Origin of the sequence: Paraburkholderia sp. ZP32-5 (assembly GCF_021390495.1) — a bacterium.
GTDB lineage: Bacteria > Pseudomonadota > Gammaproteobacteria > Burkholderiales > Burkholderiaceae > Paraburkholderia.
The window spans coordinates 339,441-354,632 of the sequence record NZ_JAJEJP010000002.1; the positions used below are offsets into that span (position 1 = coordinate 339,441).

The following is a 15,192-nucleotide window of genomic DNA, read 5'->3' on the forward strand; positions in this document are numbered from 1 at the left end:
ATTCATAGGCTCACAGGCGTCGCCCATAATGCAACTAATCGTCAGCCCCGCCCGGCGCCTCCGGCTATGATGACGAGCTACCGAATCGATCCGCGTCGAACCGCTTCGATCCACCGAACCAGACCCGGCTAGCAGCATCGCTGCCCACGTCCGCCCACTCATGTCTTCGTCACTCAAGACCGCTTCAAATCCCCCGTCCGCCGATTCGGCGCAGCGCTTGCCGACGCTGCGGCTCGCCGCCGCGCTATCGCTTGGCAGCGCGATAGCGCTCGGTTTTGCCCGTTTCGCTTACGCACTGCTGTTGCCGTCGATGAAGCTCGATCTCGGCTGGAGCTTCGCGCAGGCCGGCGCGATGAATACCGCCAATGCGCTCGGCTACCTGCTCGGCGCGCTGGTGTTTCCGCGGCTCGCGCGCCGCTGGACCGCCGCCGCGTTGTTCGCGAGCGGCTGCGCGCTCACGGCGTTGCTGATGGCGGGCAGCGGCCTGATCGCCGATACGAATTCGCTGCTGACGTTGCGGGTGATCACCGGCGCGAGCAGCGCGGCGATTTTTATCAGCGGCGGCGTGCTGGCCGCGCGGCTCGCCTCGGCGCGGCCGCGTGACGCGGGGCTGATCCTCGGTCTGTATTACGGCGGCACTGGGTGGGGCATCGTCGTGTCGTCGCTGCTGGTGCCGTTCACGATCGTCAGCGGTGCGCACGGTTGGCAGGTCGCGTGGTTCGCGCTTGCCGCCGCCTGCGCGCTGTGCGCGGCAGTCGCGATCGGCGCGGCGAGGCGGATCGACAGCGCGCATGCGAGCGCCGCATCCTCAGCACATGCCACTGCCAGCGACGATGCGCCGCGCTGGCCGCGTTACGCGGCCGCGCTCGCGGCATACGGGCTGTTCGGCGTCGGCTATATCGGCTACATGACCTTCATCGTCGCGCTGCTGCGCAACGCGGGCATGAGCGCGGCGGTCGTGACGGCCTTCTATCTGCTGCTCGGCGTGGCGACCGTGGTGTCGGCGCGGATCTGGTCGACGCTGCTCGATCGCATGCGCGGCGGCCAGGCGCTCGCGGTGCTCAACGCATTGCTCGCGGTCGCGACGCTGCTGCCCGCGCTATTCGCGCAGCCGTGGGTCGCGTTCGTGTCGGGGATATTGTTCGGCGCGACGTTCCTGTCGGCAGTTGCTTCGACGACCGCCTTCGTGCGCCACAACCTGCCCGTCACACATTGGGCGAAGGGCATTAGCGCGTTCACGATCGTGTTTGCGTTCGGGCAGATCGTCGGGCCGGTGGTGATCGGCTGGGTATCGGACGGCGCGGGGCTCGCGCGCGGTCTCGTGTATTCGGCGGCGTTGCTCGCAGCGGGCGCCGTGGCCGCTGCCTGTCAGAAGGCGTTGCGCGACGCGTGATGCGAGCGTCGCGCGGCAACGCAACTCAGCGATAAGTCCAACACCGGTGCGCGATGAAAGTAATCGGCGGCACCACGCACACGACCAGCGCGATACCGACGCCCGGCGTGCCGCCCGCCGCCTGCGTCGCGTGAGAGACCAGCGCGGTCAACGCAAGGCCGCCCAGCGACACCAGCGCGAAACGCCCGGCGTTCGTCAGCGCGGGCAGCGCGGAAAAACTCCAGAACGTATTGAGCAGATACGAGCCCGCGGTCGCCCACGTAAACGCGATCACGTTGGCCCACGGTGGCGACATGCCGGCCTGCGCGATCAATGTCATCGCGATGCAGACATGCAGTCCGGTCGCGAACACGCCGCTGAACGCGAAGCGCAGCAGCTTGACGCGATCGACCTTATTCATTCGGCTCACCCTGGCGCTTGCGTAACACCGCGAGGAGCGACACCCCGTACGGCAGCGGCGCATGCGCGAGCCAATGACGTTCCGCGCTGAAGATCCGGTACAGCGCGGCGTTGAGCGCGCGCGGCGGGATCGCATCGCCGGTCGAGCGTTTGCGTTGCAGCATGCGGTCGGCCCAGCGGGCAGCGACAGCGAGCGGATACAGTAGCGTGTTGAAGTAGGTGATGCGCTCGACCTCATAGCCGGCCGCCGCCGCACAGCGCATCAGCGATTCGCGGCTGTAGCGGCGGTGATGATGCAGAAACACATCGTGAGCGCTCCACAGCTTCTGACCGGCGGGGACAGTGACGACGACGCGTCCGCGCGGCGTCAGCAGTGCCTGCATGCGCGCGAGCGAACCGGTGTCGTCGGCGATATGTTCGAGGCAATCGAAGAAGCAGATCAGATCGAAGCGCTCGCCGTTGAACGGCACGTCGTCGGGACAACGGCCCGCGCGGATATCGAAGTGCGCGCCGGTTTTGCGCGCGCTCAGTGCGCGAGCGGTCGGATCCATTTCGAGGCCGCTGACCGTGCCGAAGCCGGCCAGCATGTCGAGATTGCCGCCGGTGCCCGAACCGACTTCGAGCACGCGCGAGCCGCGTGGCAGCGCGAGCCGGTCCAGCATCGTCTGCAGCACGTCGCGGCGCGCGCGAAACCACCAGTGTTCGGCTTCGGTCTCCGCCATTTCGAGGTAGGCGTCAGGGGACATGATGGGCTCCTCGTCGTCAATGGCCGACTACTCGCACACGTGGCGCGGCGCGCCTGCGAGCGATCTCGACCCGCGCAACATGCGGCGCGCGCGCTTCATGACGGATATCCGGACGCACGCCCGGCAGCATGCTGACCTTGCTCCGCGCCTGATAGCGGCGGCGCACCAGATACACGGGCCGCTCTTTCGACTCGTAGTAAATGCGGCCGATATATTCGCCGACCACGCCGATGCCGATCAGCTCGATGCCGCCCATGAACAGCATCACCGAAATGGTCGACGCATAGCCGGGCACCGGATTGCCGGACCACAGCGTATGGCCGATCACATAGCCGCCATAGATGAACGCAAGCGTCGCGATCAGAAGACCGATATAGGTCCAGCTACGCAGCGGCACGGTGCTGAAACTCGTGATCCCTTCGAGCGCGAAATTCCACAGCCGCCAGCCGGAGAATTTCGAGTGACCGGCGCTGCGCGGCTCGCGTTCGTATTCGACGATCACGGTGCGATAACCGACCCACGCGAACAGCCCCTTCATGAAGCGGCGCCGTTCCGGCAGGCTGCGCAGCGCATTGACGACCTGACGATCGATCAGCCGGAAATCGCCGACGTTCTCCGGCAGCTTCACTTCCGACAGCGCGTTGTGCACGCGATAGTAGAGCGCGGCCGCGGTGCGTTTGGCGAACGTATCGCAGGCGCGGTTGGTGCGTTTCGCGGCCACCACTTCGGCGCCCGCGCGCCAGTGTTCGACCATCACCGGAATCAGGCTCGGCGGGTCCTGCAGATCGGCGTCGATCGGAATCACCGCGTCGCCGGACGCTTCGTCGATGCCCGCGGTCAGCGCCGCTTCCTTGCCGAAGTTGCGCGTCAGATCGATCACGCGAATGCGCCGGTCGCGCGCGCTCGCCTCGACCAGACGATCGAGCGTCGCATCGCTGCTGCCGTCGTTGATACAGACGATCTCGAAGCGCGTGCCCTCGATCGATTCGAGCACCGGTACGACCGCGGCGAAGAAGCGCTCGACTGCATCCTGTTCGTTGTAGAACGGCGCGACCAGTGAGAGCAGTGGCTTGTTGATAGGTGTCGACATGGCGCTTCCCCGTTTATCGAATTGTTTGAATGGCGTGCGAATAGATGAGGGCGGCGCGTTCGTCGCGCTCGTCGCCGGTGAGCCGCACGCGGCGCACGATGATCAACAGCATCAGCAGCAGAATGGCCGGTCCGATCTGCGGCAACGAGAAGATGCGATTGAACAGTTCGTAAGCCGGCAATAGCCACAGCAGCGCGATCACCGATTGCTCGCCGCGCAGCCATCCCTTGTCGAGACCGAGCGCGACCATGCACGCTATCGCGATGCCGGCCCACGCGAGTTCGTAGTGCCAGACGTAGGGATTGGCCAGCAGTGTCGCGATGGTGAAACTCGCGGCGCGCAGGCGCATATCGCGCGACTTGCGCCATACGTGCCACACGGCCGTTGCCGCGATCAGCGCGACGCAGGCCTGCGCCGCATACGACGCCGCGATCGGTACGCCGCTGTCGCGCAGCGCCGCGAAGGTGGTCGGCGACGAGAGCCAATACGAGCGCTGATGTTCGAGCAGGGTTTCGCGCGCGATGCCGGTGTTGACGAGAAAGTCGCGCAGCGATTGCACGCCGCACACCAGCACGCTGAGCGCGCTGAACAGCGTTGCGCTGAATGCGGCCGCGACGAGCGCACGCCATGCGCGCGCGGCGATCAAGACGAGCGGAAACAGCAGCGCCAATTGCGGCTTGATCGCGAGCAAGCCGATGCATAGTCCCGCGAGCACCGGCTTGCGAGGCAGCCAATACAGCGCGAACACCGCGATGCCGGCTGTCAGCAGCGAGTTCTGTCCGAACATGGCCGGCACGAACGCGCACGGCATTGCCGCCACCACGAGCCACGCGAAGCGTGAGCCCTTCAGACTAGAGACGAGCCCAGATACGCGCAGCGTGCCCGCGGTGAACAGCGTGATGCCGCCGGCGGTGAACACGAAGTACATGGCGAGCGGCGGCAGCAGCGCGAGCGGCGCGATCAGCACGAGGAACGTCGGCGGATAGAGCCACGGCATCATGCTGACATGGCCGAGATTCGTGAAGAGCGTCTGCTGGATTCTGTCGAACGAAGGATGGTAGTAGACCTGCGCCGCCGACCCGTGCAGAAGCGCATACGAGGCCGACCAGAAAATCGAAAAATCGGCGCCGGGGCGCGAAGCGGTGTGGACGGTGAAGCCGTGACTCGTGACCACCCACGCCGTCATCATCACCACGTACAGCACGATCATCGCGATGCAGTAGAACACGATGCGCGCGGGCGTGAGCCAGTTGCGAACCGGGTTCTCGCCGCCGCGCATCTGCAGTTGTGAAACGTACATGATCCCCGCCCCCGTGTGATTCGTGATCCGGATGAAATCGTGTCGACCATCCGTTCGCTCTGTTTATTGGTCGCTTATTGACCGCTATTTGCTGGCGTTTTCTGGTCTGCCTTTCTGATCGCCCGCGCGCGACATCGAATCAAAAAACTGTGTCGTTAGCGCTGAACCGGTGAGCTCATTGTTGGCGGAAATCTGTCTGACTTTCAAGCCCGCGCTTTTCAGCGTCCGCCGGGATTCATGCCAATTCGGCCAGATTTCGGCCCAAAGGCAGTGACTTATGTGCGCCACCCCACCAACGCGTCTCGCCGATGAGACGCTTTGGACAAATGCTCCCTTCCGCACACTCCGTTTCCCACGCAAATCTGCTTCTTACCGAGCCAGGGAATGTCCTGAGAAAAAAGTCCCGAGCCTCAATTGGCGCGGCTTCTACGCGCATCGCGAAGTGTTCGGCCGCGCACACAGCGTGTCGCGCAATCAGCACATTCAGGACGGCAATGCGGCATCACTCGCAGGGGCATCGAGCGGGAACCCGCATGTTTTCGAGATTCGCCCGCAGCTGGCCCTGTCCTTGCGATAGAGAGGGCGCGGCAAATCGACGACACGATGACCGGACGATTCGAAGCTCACGCAGAACGGGCACAAATCACGAAGGACATCGATAACGAATACGAGGCCGCTCCGCTCACGCGATGCCGAGGACCAGAACAGCGGCAAGCAAGCGGGAAGAACAAACGAGAAGAACAGGTAGCAAGAGAGAAGCAAGAGAGAAGCGAGAGAAAAGACGGCCGGCTTCGACCGGACGCCAGAAGAATCGCAGAAGAACACAGTACACGGGGGATCCATGAACGACCAGCTCACGCGAGAACGCAACCGCCGCCAGTGCGACGCGCATCGCTCGCCGATGCCACGCCAATGGCTCGCGGCCTCAATGAATCAACTGGCCGGCCGGCTGCGCACGTATGCCGACGTTGTCGTCGCTGCGCGCCTGCATTTCCATTCCTTCCGTTACGCCGATTTCGTATCGCCCAGCGTTGCGCCGGTGCGGGTCCATACCCGTGCCACGACAACGACCGGGTGACGAAAACCTGCCTGCTGTCCGCTGTTGCTTTGCAGTGCCCGCAGTGCCTTCCCTGAGGCCAATCCTGGTCAAGGGCTTTCATCAATTAGATATCGACAGGGAGTTCACCATGAAAAACGTCATCGCTCACGCAGTCCGTTTTGTTCGCGACGAAGACGGCGTCACCGCCATCGAATATGGCCTGATCGCCGCGTTGATCGCGCTCGCCATCCTCGGCGCCGTCAAGACGCTCGGCACCAATCTGAACTCCGTGTTCACCAGCCTCTCCACGGAAGTTTAAGTCTCCCTGCCGACGGACGAACTTTGAGATTCGTCCGTCACTTCCCATTGCCTCGAAAGGAGCCTGTGATGCAAAACGTTATTGCCAACGCAGCACGTTTCGTTCGCGACGAAGACGGCGTTACCGCCATCGAATACGGTCTGATTGCCGCGCTGATCGCGCTTGCGATCATCGGTGCCGTCACCACGCTCGGGACGAACCTGAGCACGCTGTTTAGCAGTATTGCTACGTCGATCTGAACCGTTCGACCTTACGCAACGAGGCCATCATGACGCTGCCACCTCTGCCGCCACATCCTGTACCGCTGTGCGTGATCGTGCTGGTGATCGTGACGGCCAGCACGGATATCACGGCGCGGCGCATTCCCAATCGCGTGATCGCGCTTGGGCTTGCCGCCGCGCTTGCCGTGCAAATCTGGCTTCTCGGGCCGCTCGCCGGCTCGCTCGAGTGGCTCGCGGGTGCCGCGTGCGGCTTCGCGTTGCTACTGCCTTTCTATCTGCTGCGCGGCATGGCCGCCGGCGACGTCAAGCTGCTGACGATGGTCGGCGCATGGGTCGGCGTGACGATGACCTGGCATATCGCGCTCGCCACGTTTCTGATCGGCGGCGTGTGGTCGATCGGGCTCGTGATCTGTCGCGGCAGCATCGGCAGATTGCTCGCCAATCTGCGGCAACTGATGCACGGCTGGCTCGCGGCACCGTTGCGCCAGCCGGACCTGATCGATGCGCATGCGTCATCGGTCGGAACCATTCCATACGGCGTCGCGATCGCGGCCGGAACCCTCGGGACGCTGTTCGCCACCGCCATGTAGAGGCGGATGAACGCTTCCCTGAACCATGCAGGAGTGTTGCCATGAAAAACAGTCGCGCTTTCGTCATGCTGTCGATCGCCGTGCTGGCCGGCCTCGCGGCCGTGAGCTTCGCGTCGCGATGGCTGCTGCAGACGTCGTCGAGCGCGGTGACGGCGGTGGCGGTCGCCTCGGGCGACATCAGCCTCGGCCAGCCGCTCAATCAGAACCTGATCCGCATGGTCAACTGGCCGACTTCGAGTGTGCCGCCCGGCGCATTCGCCGACGGCAAGGCACTCGACGGCCGCGTCGTGCTGACGAGTCTCGCGCCCGGCGAGCCGGTGCTCGAATCGAAGCTCGCACCGCAAGGCACCAAGGGCGGCCTGTCCGCGGTGATCGGCGAAGGCCATCGCGCGATCACGGTGCGCGTGAACGACGTGGTTGGCGTCGCGGGCTTCGCGCTGCCGGGTAACTACGTCGACGTGATCGTGAATACCCAGCAGGCGAACAAGGCCGATTCGCCGCAAAGCATTTCGAAGATCGTGCTCGAAAAGATTCTTGTGCTGGCGGTCGCGCAACAGGTGAGCCGCGACGACACCGCGCCGAAAGTGGTCAACGCGGTGACGCTCGAAGTGACGCCCGACCAGGCCGAAAAACTCGACCTCGCGCGCAGCGTCGGCACGTTGTCGCTGGTGTTGCGCAACCAGATCGACAAGCAGACACCGAGCACCGGCGGCGCGACCAAGCTGACCTTGCTCGACGTGCCGGTGCCGGCATCGGTGCCGGCGGCGCCCGAACCGGTGCATCCGGTGCGCACGCACTACGCCGCGAAGCCCGCGCCGAAACGCGATTGCGTCGGCGTGCTGTCGGGGGTGACGGGCAGCGTCGAATGTTTCTAGCGCGGTCGCGGCGCGCCGGTTGGCAGCAGGCGCCGTGGTCGGAATAACAAAGGCAGCAAAAAACGTCTCGGTTAATACGCATCGAGCGACGGGGGCAGGAACATGAAAACAGAACAGGGGTTCTCATCCGGCGGCGGCACGCGTTGTCGCGCGCTCGGCAACACGGTGCTCGCCGCGGCGCTGTGCGCCGCGCTGGCGAGCGCGCAGAACTGCGCGGCGCAGACCATGGCCGCTGCCCCGATGCCGCAAGGCTGGGGCACGCAGAGCGCACCGCTGCCGATCGGCCGCGGCGCGGTGCCGATGCTGGTCAGCAACACGCCGATGCCGACCGGCGCGTCGAGCGGCAGAACGGTCGCACCCGCGCAACTGACCGGGCCGAACTGTACCGGCGAGATCCGCGACGAATCGAGCGTATCGGTGCCGGTCGGCAAGTCGCTGCTGGTGCCGCTGCTCGAACCGGCGCGCAATCGCACGCTCGGCAATCCGTCGGTCGCCGAGGCGGCGCTGGTATCGCAGCGCACGCTGTACCTGGTCGGCATGTCGGTGGGCACCACCAACATGATCGTGCAGGGGCGCAGCGGCGCGTGCCAGATGATCAACGTGAGCGTGACCGTCGACGGCGACGGCCTGCAACGCTCGCTGCAGCAACTGCTGCCGAACGAGCGCGGCATTCGCGTATCGAGCGCGGCCGGCAACCTCGTGCTCGCGGGCCGCGTGTCGAGTGCGCAGGCCGCCGCGCAGGCGATCGGCATCGCAAGCGCCTATGCGGGCTCGCAGCCGACCCAGCAACAGCAGGCCAGCACCGCGAGCTTCGGTAACGGCGGCTCGATCTCGCAGCAGAGCACGAGCGTCAGCAAGGGCGCCGAAGTGATCAACATGATGACCGTCGACTCGCCGCAGCAGGTGATGCTCGAAGTGAAGGTCGCCGAAGTATCGAAGACGCTGCTGAACCAGCTCGGCTCGGCGGTCAACATTCAGGGCGGCTTCGGTTCGTGGACCGGTGCGCTGGTCAGCAGCCTGCTCGCCGGCGTCGGCAACGGCATCGTCGCGAGCAAGGCGAACAACAGGCCGTTCAATCTCGCGCTCGACGCGCAGAAGAGCGACAGCCTCGGCAAGATTCTCGCCGAGCCGAACCTCGTCACGCTGAGCGGTCAGGAAGCGTCGTTTCTCGCGGGCGGCAAGGTGTTCATTCCGGTGCCGCAAAGCAACGGCACCGGCGGCTCGACGATCACGCTGCAGGAAGAAGAGTTTGGCGTGGGGCTCAAATTCACGCCGACCGTGCTCGCGGGTAGCCGTATCAATCTGAAGGTCGCGCCGGAAGTGTCGGAGCTGTCGCCGACCGGCGTCACCGTATCGGCGACCAACATCAACGGCGCGGCGATCCTGCCGCTGATCACGACACGCCGCGCGTCGACCACGGTGCAGATGAACGACGGTGAGAGCTTCGCGATCGGCGGGCTGATCCAGAACAACATCACCGGTGCGCTGAAGGCGCTGCCCGGTATCGGCGAAGTGCCGGTGCTCGGCGCGCTGTTTCGCAGCACGTCGTTTCAGCAGGATCGCACCGAGCTGATCTTCATCATCACCGTGCATCTGGTGAAGCCGTTGCCGGCTGGCGACTATCCGTTGCCGACCGACAGCTTCGCGCAGACCTCGGAAGCGGCGGTCTACGCGACCGGCAACATGGAAGGCCGCCGGCCTGTCGCGCAGCCGGCAGCGGGTGCCGCGAACCCGAATGCGCCGCAGAGCCAGCCGCAGATGCAACCGGCGCCCGCACCGGCTCCGGCGCCTGCGCCCGCACCGGCGGAAGGCACCAACGCCCCGGCCGCGCTGCTGCCGCGCGATACCCAGGTGGACCGGCCCGCGCCGTCGGCGGCGCAGCCGTCGGCCGAGCCGATCGTATCGGCCGTGCCGCAGGCGGGCGGCGAGATCGTCGCAACTATGCCGGGCAACGCGGCCAGCCCTGCAACCAGTGCACCGCCAAAAGCAGCACCTGCCGCGGTATCGGCCGCAATGACCAGCACGACATCCGGCACGGCACCCAGCGCCGCCGCCGATGCCGCGCCGGGCACCGCGAGCGGCGGCGAGCCCGCGCTCGCCAAAGCCGATGCGACAGGCCAGCACAATCCGGCCGCTCAGTCCAACCAGTAACGCGCCGCGAAGGGGACTCTCATGAAACTCGAACAACTTGTGAAGACGCGCCGCGCGGCGTTGTTGCTGTCGCTGTGCGCCATGGCCGGCGGCTCGTTGAGCGGCTGCATGTCCAGCTCGCCGATCTGGGACGCGCATGTCGGCGACGCCGTGCGCACCGTGTCGCAGATGCAGATCATCGATCCGCATGCCGGCGAGCACACGCCGTCGACGCCGGGCATCGACGGCAAGGCCGCGGTATCCGCGCAGCAGCAGTACGACAGATCGTTCCAGGCGCCCGTCACGTCGTCCAATCCGTTCGTGATCGGCATCGGCGCGGGCAGTCAGTGATGCGCGCGGTGGCAAGCATGCAGCAGCGGCGGGCGGCAACGTCCGCCGGTTAACCTCGATAGCTCGGCTGAGAACATCATGATCAACATCCTGGCTCTCTCTGAAGACAGCGCGCGGCTCGCGCAGATCGTGCATCTGATCGGCGAATGCGGCGACGACCGGACCACGCGGGTCACGCGCGCGAGCGGCACGCCGTCGCTGCTCGGCGAGCGCGGCGACAGCCTCGATGCATTCGACGTGCTGATCGTCGATGCGCTGTCGCTGCAGGACGCGCAGCTCGCGGTGGTCGAACGTCTGCATCGCGAGCATGGCCGCCTGACCTGTCTTCTGCTGATTCCCGATGCGTCGCCCGAAACGCTGATCGCCGCGATGCGCGCGGGCTTTCGCGACGTATTGAACTGGCCGCTCGACGCGCGCCAGTTCGGCGACGCGCTGCAGCGCGCGCAATCGCAAAGCGCGCAAGGCAGCGCGCGCGAGACGCGGTTCCTGTCGTTCATCTCGTGCAAGGGCGGCGCGGGCACCAGCTTCATCGCCGCGAACGTCGCGCATGCGATCGCGCATCTGCCGCAGAAAAAGCGCGTGCTGCTGATCGACCTGAACCAGCAGTTCGCCGATGCCGCTTTCCTGGTCTCCGACGAAACGCCGCCGTCCACGCTGCCGCAAATCTGCGCGCAGATCGAACGCATGGATACCGCGTTCTTCGACACGAGCCTGATGCACGTGAGCGACACGTTCCATATCCTCGCCGGCGCCGGCGACCCGGTGAAGGCCGGCGAGATCAAGGAAGACCGGCTCGAATGGATTCTCGGCGTCGCGTCGCCGCAATACGACTTCGTGCTGTTCGACCTCGGCCTGACCTTGAACCGCCTGTCGATGATCGCGCTCGACCGCAGCGATCAGATTCATATCGTGCTGCAGGCGAGCATGCCGCACGTGCGAGCCGGGCGGCGGCTGCAGGAAATCCTGTGCTCGCTCGGCTACGCGCAGGACCAGATGCGGCTGATCCTGAACCGCTACACGCGCCACGGCGAACGCGCGCGCGCGGCGCTCGAATCGGTGCTCGGCATGAGCGCGTATCAGGTGATTCCCGACGATGCCGACACGGTGACCGATGCGATGAACCAGGGCCTGCCGGTTGCGAAGATCGCGCGCGGCAGCGGCGTCTCGCGCAGCCTGCAGACGCTGGCGGAAAACATCGGCGCGCGCACGGCCAAACCGGGGCGTGGCCAGGCGAAGGGCGACTCGCTGTTCGGGCGGCTATTGGGCCGTCAGACGCCGCCGAAACTCGAACCACTGTAACGCCGCACCTACCAGACAAGGGGAGCCGTCATGTCGCTACGTGAACAGATTTCCGCGCAACGCGCGCAGCCGCTCGGCGAGCGCCAGGACCCGGCCGGTGCCGGCATGCTGCGCAGCGCGTATCAGAAGTTGAAGCGCGAGATTCATCAGGCGGTACTCGATCGCGTCGAGCTGGAGCGCCTTGCAAGGCTGCCGACCGATCAGGTCCGCCACGAGATCGGCGCATTGATCGGGCGCATTCTCGAAGACCAGAAAGCGCCGGCCAACGATATCGAACGCAAGCAGCTCGTGATCGACGTGTACGACGAGATGTTCGGCTTCGGCCCGCTCGAAGTGCTACTGCGCGACCCGAGCGTGTCCGACATTCTCGTCAATACGCACCGTCATACCTATGTGGAGCGGCGCGGCCGGCTCGAAGAGACCGACGTCACGTTCTACGACGACGCGCATCTGATGAAGGTGATCGAGAAGATCGTATCCGGCGTCGGCCGGCATATCGACGAATCGAGCCCGATGGTCGACGCGCGTTTGCCGGACGGCTCGCGCGTGAACGCGATCATCAAGCCGTGCGCGATCGACGGTCCGCTGCTGTCGATCCGCCGTTTCGCCGCGAATCCGCTGCAGGTCGCCGACATGATCGAACTGCAAAGCCTGACGCCGCCGATGGCCGAGGTGCTCGACGCACTCGCGCGCGCGAAGGTGAACATGCTGGTATCGGGCGGCACCGGCAGCGGCAAGACCACGCTGTTGAACCTGCTGTCGGGCTTTATTCCCGGCGACGAGCGCATCGTTACGATCGAAGACGCGGCCGAACTGCAACTGCGCCAGCAGCATGTGCTGCGGCTCGAAACGCGTTCTCCGAATATCGAAGGGCGCGGCGAGATCACGCAGCGCACGCTGGTGCGCAACGCGCTGCGGATGCGCCCCGATCGCATCATCCTCGGCGAAGTGCGCGGCGCCGAAGCGCTCGACATGCTGAACGCGATGAACACCGGCCACGAAGGTTCGCTGTCGACGATCCACGCGAACACGCCGCGCGATGCACTGACTCGCCTCGAAAACATGATGACGTTGGGCGGTTTGCCGTTGCCGACCCGCACGATGCGGCAGCAGATCTCGTCGGCGATCTCGGTCATCGTGCAGGCCGCGCGTCTGACCGACGGCCGCCGCAAGATCATCAGCATTTCGGAGCTGACCGGCATGGAAGGCGACATGATCAATATGCAGGAGATCTTCGTGTTCCGCCGCTCCGGTGTCGATTCGAAGGGCAACGTGCGCGGACATTTCTGCGCGACCGGCGTGCGGCCGAAGTTCGCCGAGCGCTTGCAGGCATTCGGCGTCGCGCCGCCGGATCAGATCTACGATCCGGCCCGGCGCTTCGAAACGGCATGACACGCATCCGGTGCTTCAGGAGACTTGCATGAACCCGATCTTCTATGCGGCAATCATTCTGCTGTTCGTCGCGGTGGTGCTCGCGACCGGCACGGTGTACGAGTATTGGAACAGCCGCCACGGCCCGGTTGCGCGGCGCGTCGATTCGCGTATTCGCGCGGTGTCCGCGGGCGGCCAGGTCAGCAAGCAACGGCTGACGATTCTGAAGCAGCGCATGCTGGCCGATTCGGCGCTGGTCACGCGGCTGCTGCTGCGCGTGCCGCGCGTGCATGCGCTCGATCTGTTTCTGCTGCAATCGGGGCTCACGTGGTCGGTGGGCCGGTTGATCGGCACCTGTCTGGCTTTCCCGCCGTTCGTGCTGATCCTGGGCACGAGCCTGTCGTTGCCGTGGTACGCGACGGTGGGCGCCGCCGCGCTGTCCGCGCTGCTGCCGATCGTCTACGTGCAGCGGCGGCGCAACCGGCGCATTCGTCAGCTCGAACGGCAACTGCCGGACGTCTGCGACATGCTCGCGCGCGCGTTGCGCTCCGGGCATGCGTTCACCGGCGCGATCGATATGGTCGGCACCGAGTTCGCCGAGCCGATGAGCGGCGAATTCCGCATCGTGTTCGACGAGATCAACTACGGCGTGTCGATTGCCGAGGCGCTGACGAATCTCGCGACGCGCGTGCCGATTCGCGATCTGCGCTACTTCGTGATCGCGGTGGTGATCCAGCGCGAGACCGGCGGCAATCTCGCCGAAGTGCTCGACGGCATCACGACGCTGATCCGCGAGCGCTTCAAGCTGTTCGACAAGGTTCGCGTGCTTTGCGCGGAAGGAAAGATGTCCGCGTGGGTGCTGGGCTTGCTGCCGTTCGGTGTCGGCGGCGCGATGTTCACGATGAGCCCCGACTTCCTCGACATCCTGTGGCGCGACCCCGGCGGCATCAAGATGTTGACGGTGGCGGGCAGCGCCATGCTGTTCGGCGTGCTGTGGATGCGCTTCATCGTGAAGATCCGGGTCTGAGTACGCCACGCCGCGGCGAGTCGCCACACACGTCATCAAGGAGGGGCCATGCAAACGCTGAATATCACGCAGATTCTGTTGCTCGTTGGCGTGTTTGCCATCGTCTTCGCCGCCGCTTTCGGCGCGATGCACCTGGCCACGCCGCGCGACATGAGCCGCCGCATCGAGCAGGCCGGCGGCACGGCTGCCGGCCCCGCGCCGGGCCAGGTGGTCGGCACGGACGAGACGCCGTGGTACGAAAAGCTCGTCGAGATTTCGCAGCCGATCTCGAAACTGTCGGTGCCGAAAGACGGCTGGGAGCAATCCGCGTTGCGCGTGCAACTGATGAACGCGGGATGGCGCTCGGCCAATGCCGGGCCGATCTATCTGGCCGCGAAGACCGCGCTCGCGTTGGGCTTGCCGCTGATCGCGATGGGCGTGATGTATAGCTCGTCGGTGGCGACTTCGCTGCTTGAACGCGCATTCGTGCTCGTTGGCCTCGCCGCGTTCGGCTACTACCTGCCGAACGTGGTGCTGTCGCGGCGGATTGCGTCGCGAAAGCGCGCTCTCACCGATGACTTTCCCGACGCGCTCGATCTGCTGACGGTGTGCGTCGAGGCCGGCCTCAGTCTCGATGCGTCGTTGATGAAAGTCGGCGAGGAAATCCGTGCGCGCAGCGCGGTGGTGGCGAGCGAACTCGAATTGATGCTGCTCGAAATGCGCTCCGGCTTCTCGAAAGAAAAGGCGCTGCGCAATTTCTCGCTGCGCACCGGCGTCGAAGACATCGACGCGTTCACCGCGATGCTGATCCAGGCCGAACGCTTCGGCACGAGTATCGGCGCTTCGCTGCGCGTGCTGTCCGATACGCTGCGCACGCGGCGCCGCATGCGCGCGGAGGAGAAGGCCGCGAAGATCGCGCTGAAGCTGCTGTTTCCGCTGATCTTCTGCATTTTCCCGGCGCTGCTGGTCGTGCTGATGGGGCCGGCGATGATTCATATCTACCGGGAGCTGTTGCCGAGCATGGCGGGCGGCGCGTAAGCGCGGGAAGCACCGGACGAGCGGA

The 15,192-nt window shown here is 65.4% G+C and carries 16 protein-coding genes; 12 read left to right on the forward strand and 4 right to left on the reverse strand.

Annotated elements, in window-relative coordinates; genetic code table 11:
• Positions 1-160: 160 nt before the first annotated feature.
• Entirely contained in the window at positions 161-1,393 is a 1,233-nt protein-coding gene (locus tag L0U82_RS20385; protein WP_233833941.1) for a YbfB/YjiJ family MFS transporter, read from the forward strand.
• Between the two features lie 25 nt (positions 1,394-1,418).
• On the opposite strand, the gene L0U82_RS20390 is transcribed toward L0U82_RS20385, so the two are convergent.
• From L0U82_RS20390 to L0U82_RS20405, 4 genes are read right to left on the reverse strand one after another with little or no spacing between them, the layout of a single operon-like run.
• A complete protein-coding gene (locus L0U82_RS20390; RefSeq protein ID WP_233833943.1) occupies positions 1,419-1,793 on the reverse strand; it encodes a GtrA family protein in 375 nt (124 codons plus the stop codon).
• The gene (locus L0U82_RS20395) at positions 1,786-2,538 is read right to left on the reverse strand and encodes a class I SAM-dependent methyltransferase (RefSeq protein ID WP_233833945.1); all 753 of its coding nucleotides are present in this window, start codon (positions 2,536-2,538) and stop codon (positions 1,786-1,788) included. Before L0U82_RS20395 ends, L0U82_RS20390 begins: the two co-directional genes overlap by 8 nt.
• A gap of 16 nt (positions 2,539-2,554) precedes the next feature.
• Positions 2,555-3,628, reverse strand: a complete 1,074-nt coding sequence (locus tag L0U82_RS20400; RefSeq protein WP_233833947.1) for a glycosyltransferase family 2 protein — start codon at positions 3,626-3,628, stop codon at positions 2,555-2,557.
• 13 nt (positions 3,629-3,641) lie between these two features.
• The gene (locus L0U82_RS20405) at positions 3,642-4,928 is read right to left on the reverse strand and encodes a glycosyltransferase family 87 protein (protein WP_233833949.1); all 1,287 of its coding nucleotides are present in this window, start codon (positions 4,926-4,928) and stop codon (positions 3,642-3,644) included.
• An 841-nt stretch (positions 4,929-5,769) separates the two neighbouring features.
• Between L0U82_RS20405 and L0U82_RS20410 the strand changes: the two genes are divergently transcribed.
• From L0U82_RS20410 to L0U82_RS20460, 11 genes are all read left to right on the forward strand, one after another.
• The gene (locus tag L0U82_RS20410) at positions 5,770-6,006 is read left to right on the forward strand and encodes a hypothetical protein (RefSeq protein WP_233833950.1); all 237 of its coding nucleotides are present in this window, start codon (positions 5,770-5,772) and stop codon (positions 6,004-6,006) included.
• 109 nt (positions 6,007-6,115) lie between these two features.
• Positions 6,116-6,286, forward strand: a complete 171-nt coding sequence (locus L0U82_RS20415) for a Flp family type IVb pilin (RefSeq protein WP_233833951.1) — start codon at positions 6,116-6,118, stop codon at positions 6,284-6,286.
• Positions 6,287-6,354: 68 nt separating this feature from the next.
• A complete protein-coding gene (locus L0U82_RS20420) occupies positions 6,355-6,525 on the forward strand; it encodes a Flp family type IVb pilin (protein ID WP_233833953.1) in 171 nt (56 codons plus the stop codon).
• Between the two features lie 29 nt (positions 6,526-6,554).
• Positions 6,555-7,097, forward strand: a complete 543-nt coding sequence (locus L0U82_RS20425) for an A24 family peptidase (protein WP_233833955.1) — start codon at positions 6,555-6,557, stop codon at positions 7,095-7,097.
• Positions 7,098-7,138: 41 nt separating this feature from the next.
• Entirely contained in the window at positions 7,139-7,972 is an 834-nt protein-coding gene (cpaB, locus tag L0U82_RS20430; protein ID WP_233833957.1) for a Flp pilus assembly protein CpaB, read from the forward strand.
• A gap of 102 nt (positions 7,973-8,074) precedes the next feature.
• On the forward strand, positions 8,075-10,123 hold the full coding sequence (locus L0U82_RS20435; RefSeq protein ID WP_233833959.1) for a type II and III secretion system protein family protein: 2,049 nt from the start codon (positions 8,075-8,077) through the stop codon (positions 10,121-10,123).
• A gap of 21 nt (positions 10,124-10,144) precedes the next feature.
• On the forward strand, positions 10,145-10,453 hold the full coding sequence (locus tag L0U82_RS20440; RefSeq protein ID WP_442793645.1) for a hypothetical protein: 309 nt from the start codon (positions 10,145-10,147) through the stop codon (positions 10,451-10,453).
• Positions 10,454-10,531: 78 nt separating this feature from the next.
• A complete protein-coding gene (locus tag L0U82_RS20445) occupies positions 10,532-11,752 on the forward strand; it encodes an AAA family ATPase (protein WP_233833961.1) in 1,221 nt (406 codons plus the stop codon).
• A gap of 30 nt (positions 11,753-11,782) precedes the next feature.
• Positions 11,783-13,144 carry a CpaF family protein gene (locus tag L0U82_RS20450; protein ID WP_233833963.1) on the forward strand — a complete coding sequence of 454 codons (1,362 nt, stop codon included), beginning with the start codon at positions 11,783-11,785 and terminating at the stop codon, positions 13,142-13,144.
• Between the two features lie 28 nt (positions 13,145-13,172).
• A complete protein-coding gene (locus L0U82_RS20455; protein WP_233833965.1) occupies positions 13,173-14,150 on the forward strand; it encodes a type II secretion system F family protein in 978 nt (325 codons plus the stop codon).
• Between the two features lie 48 nt (positions 14,151-14,198).
• On the forward strand, positions 14,199-15,167 hold the full coding sequence (locus L0U82_RS20460; RefSeq protein ID WP_233833966.1) for a type II secretion system F family protein: 969 nt from the start codon (positions 14,199-14,201) through the stop codon (positions 15,165-15,167).
• Positions 15,168-15,192 lie beyond the last annotated feature (25 nt).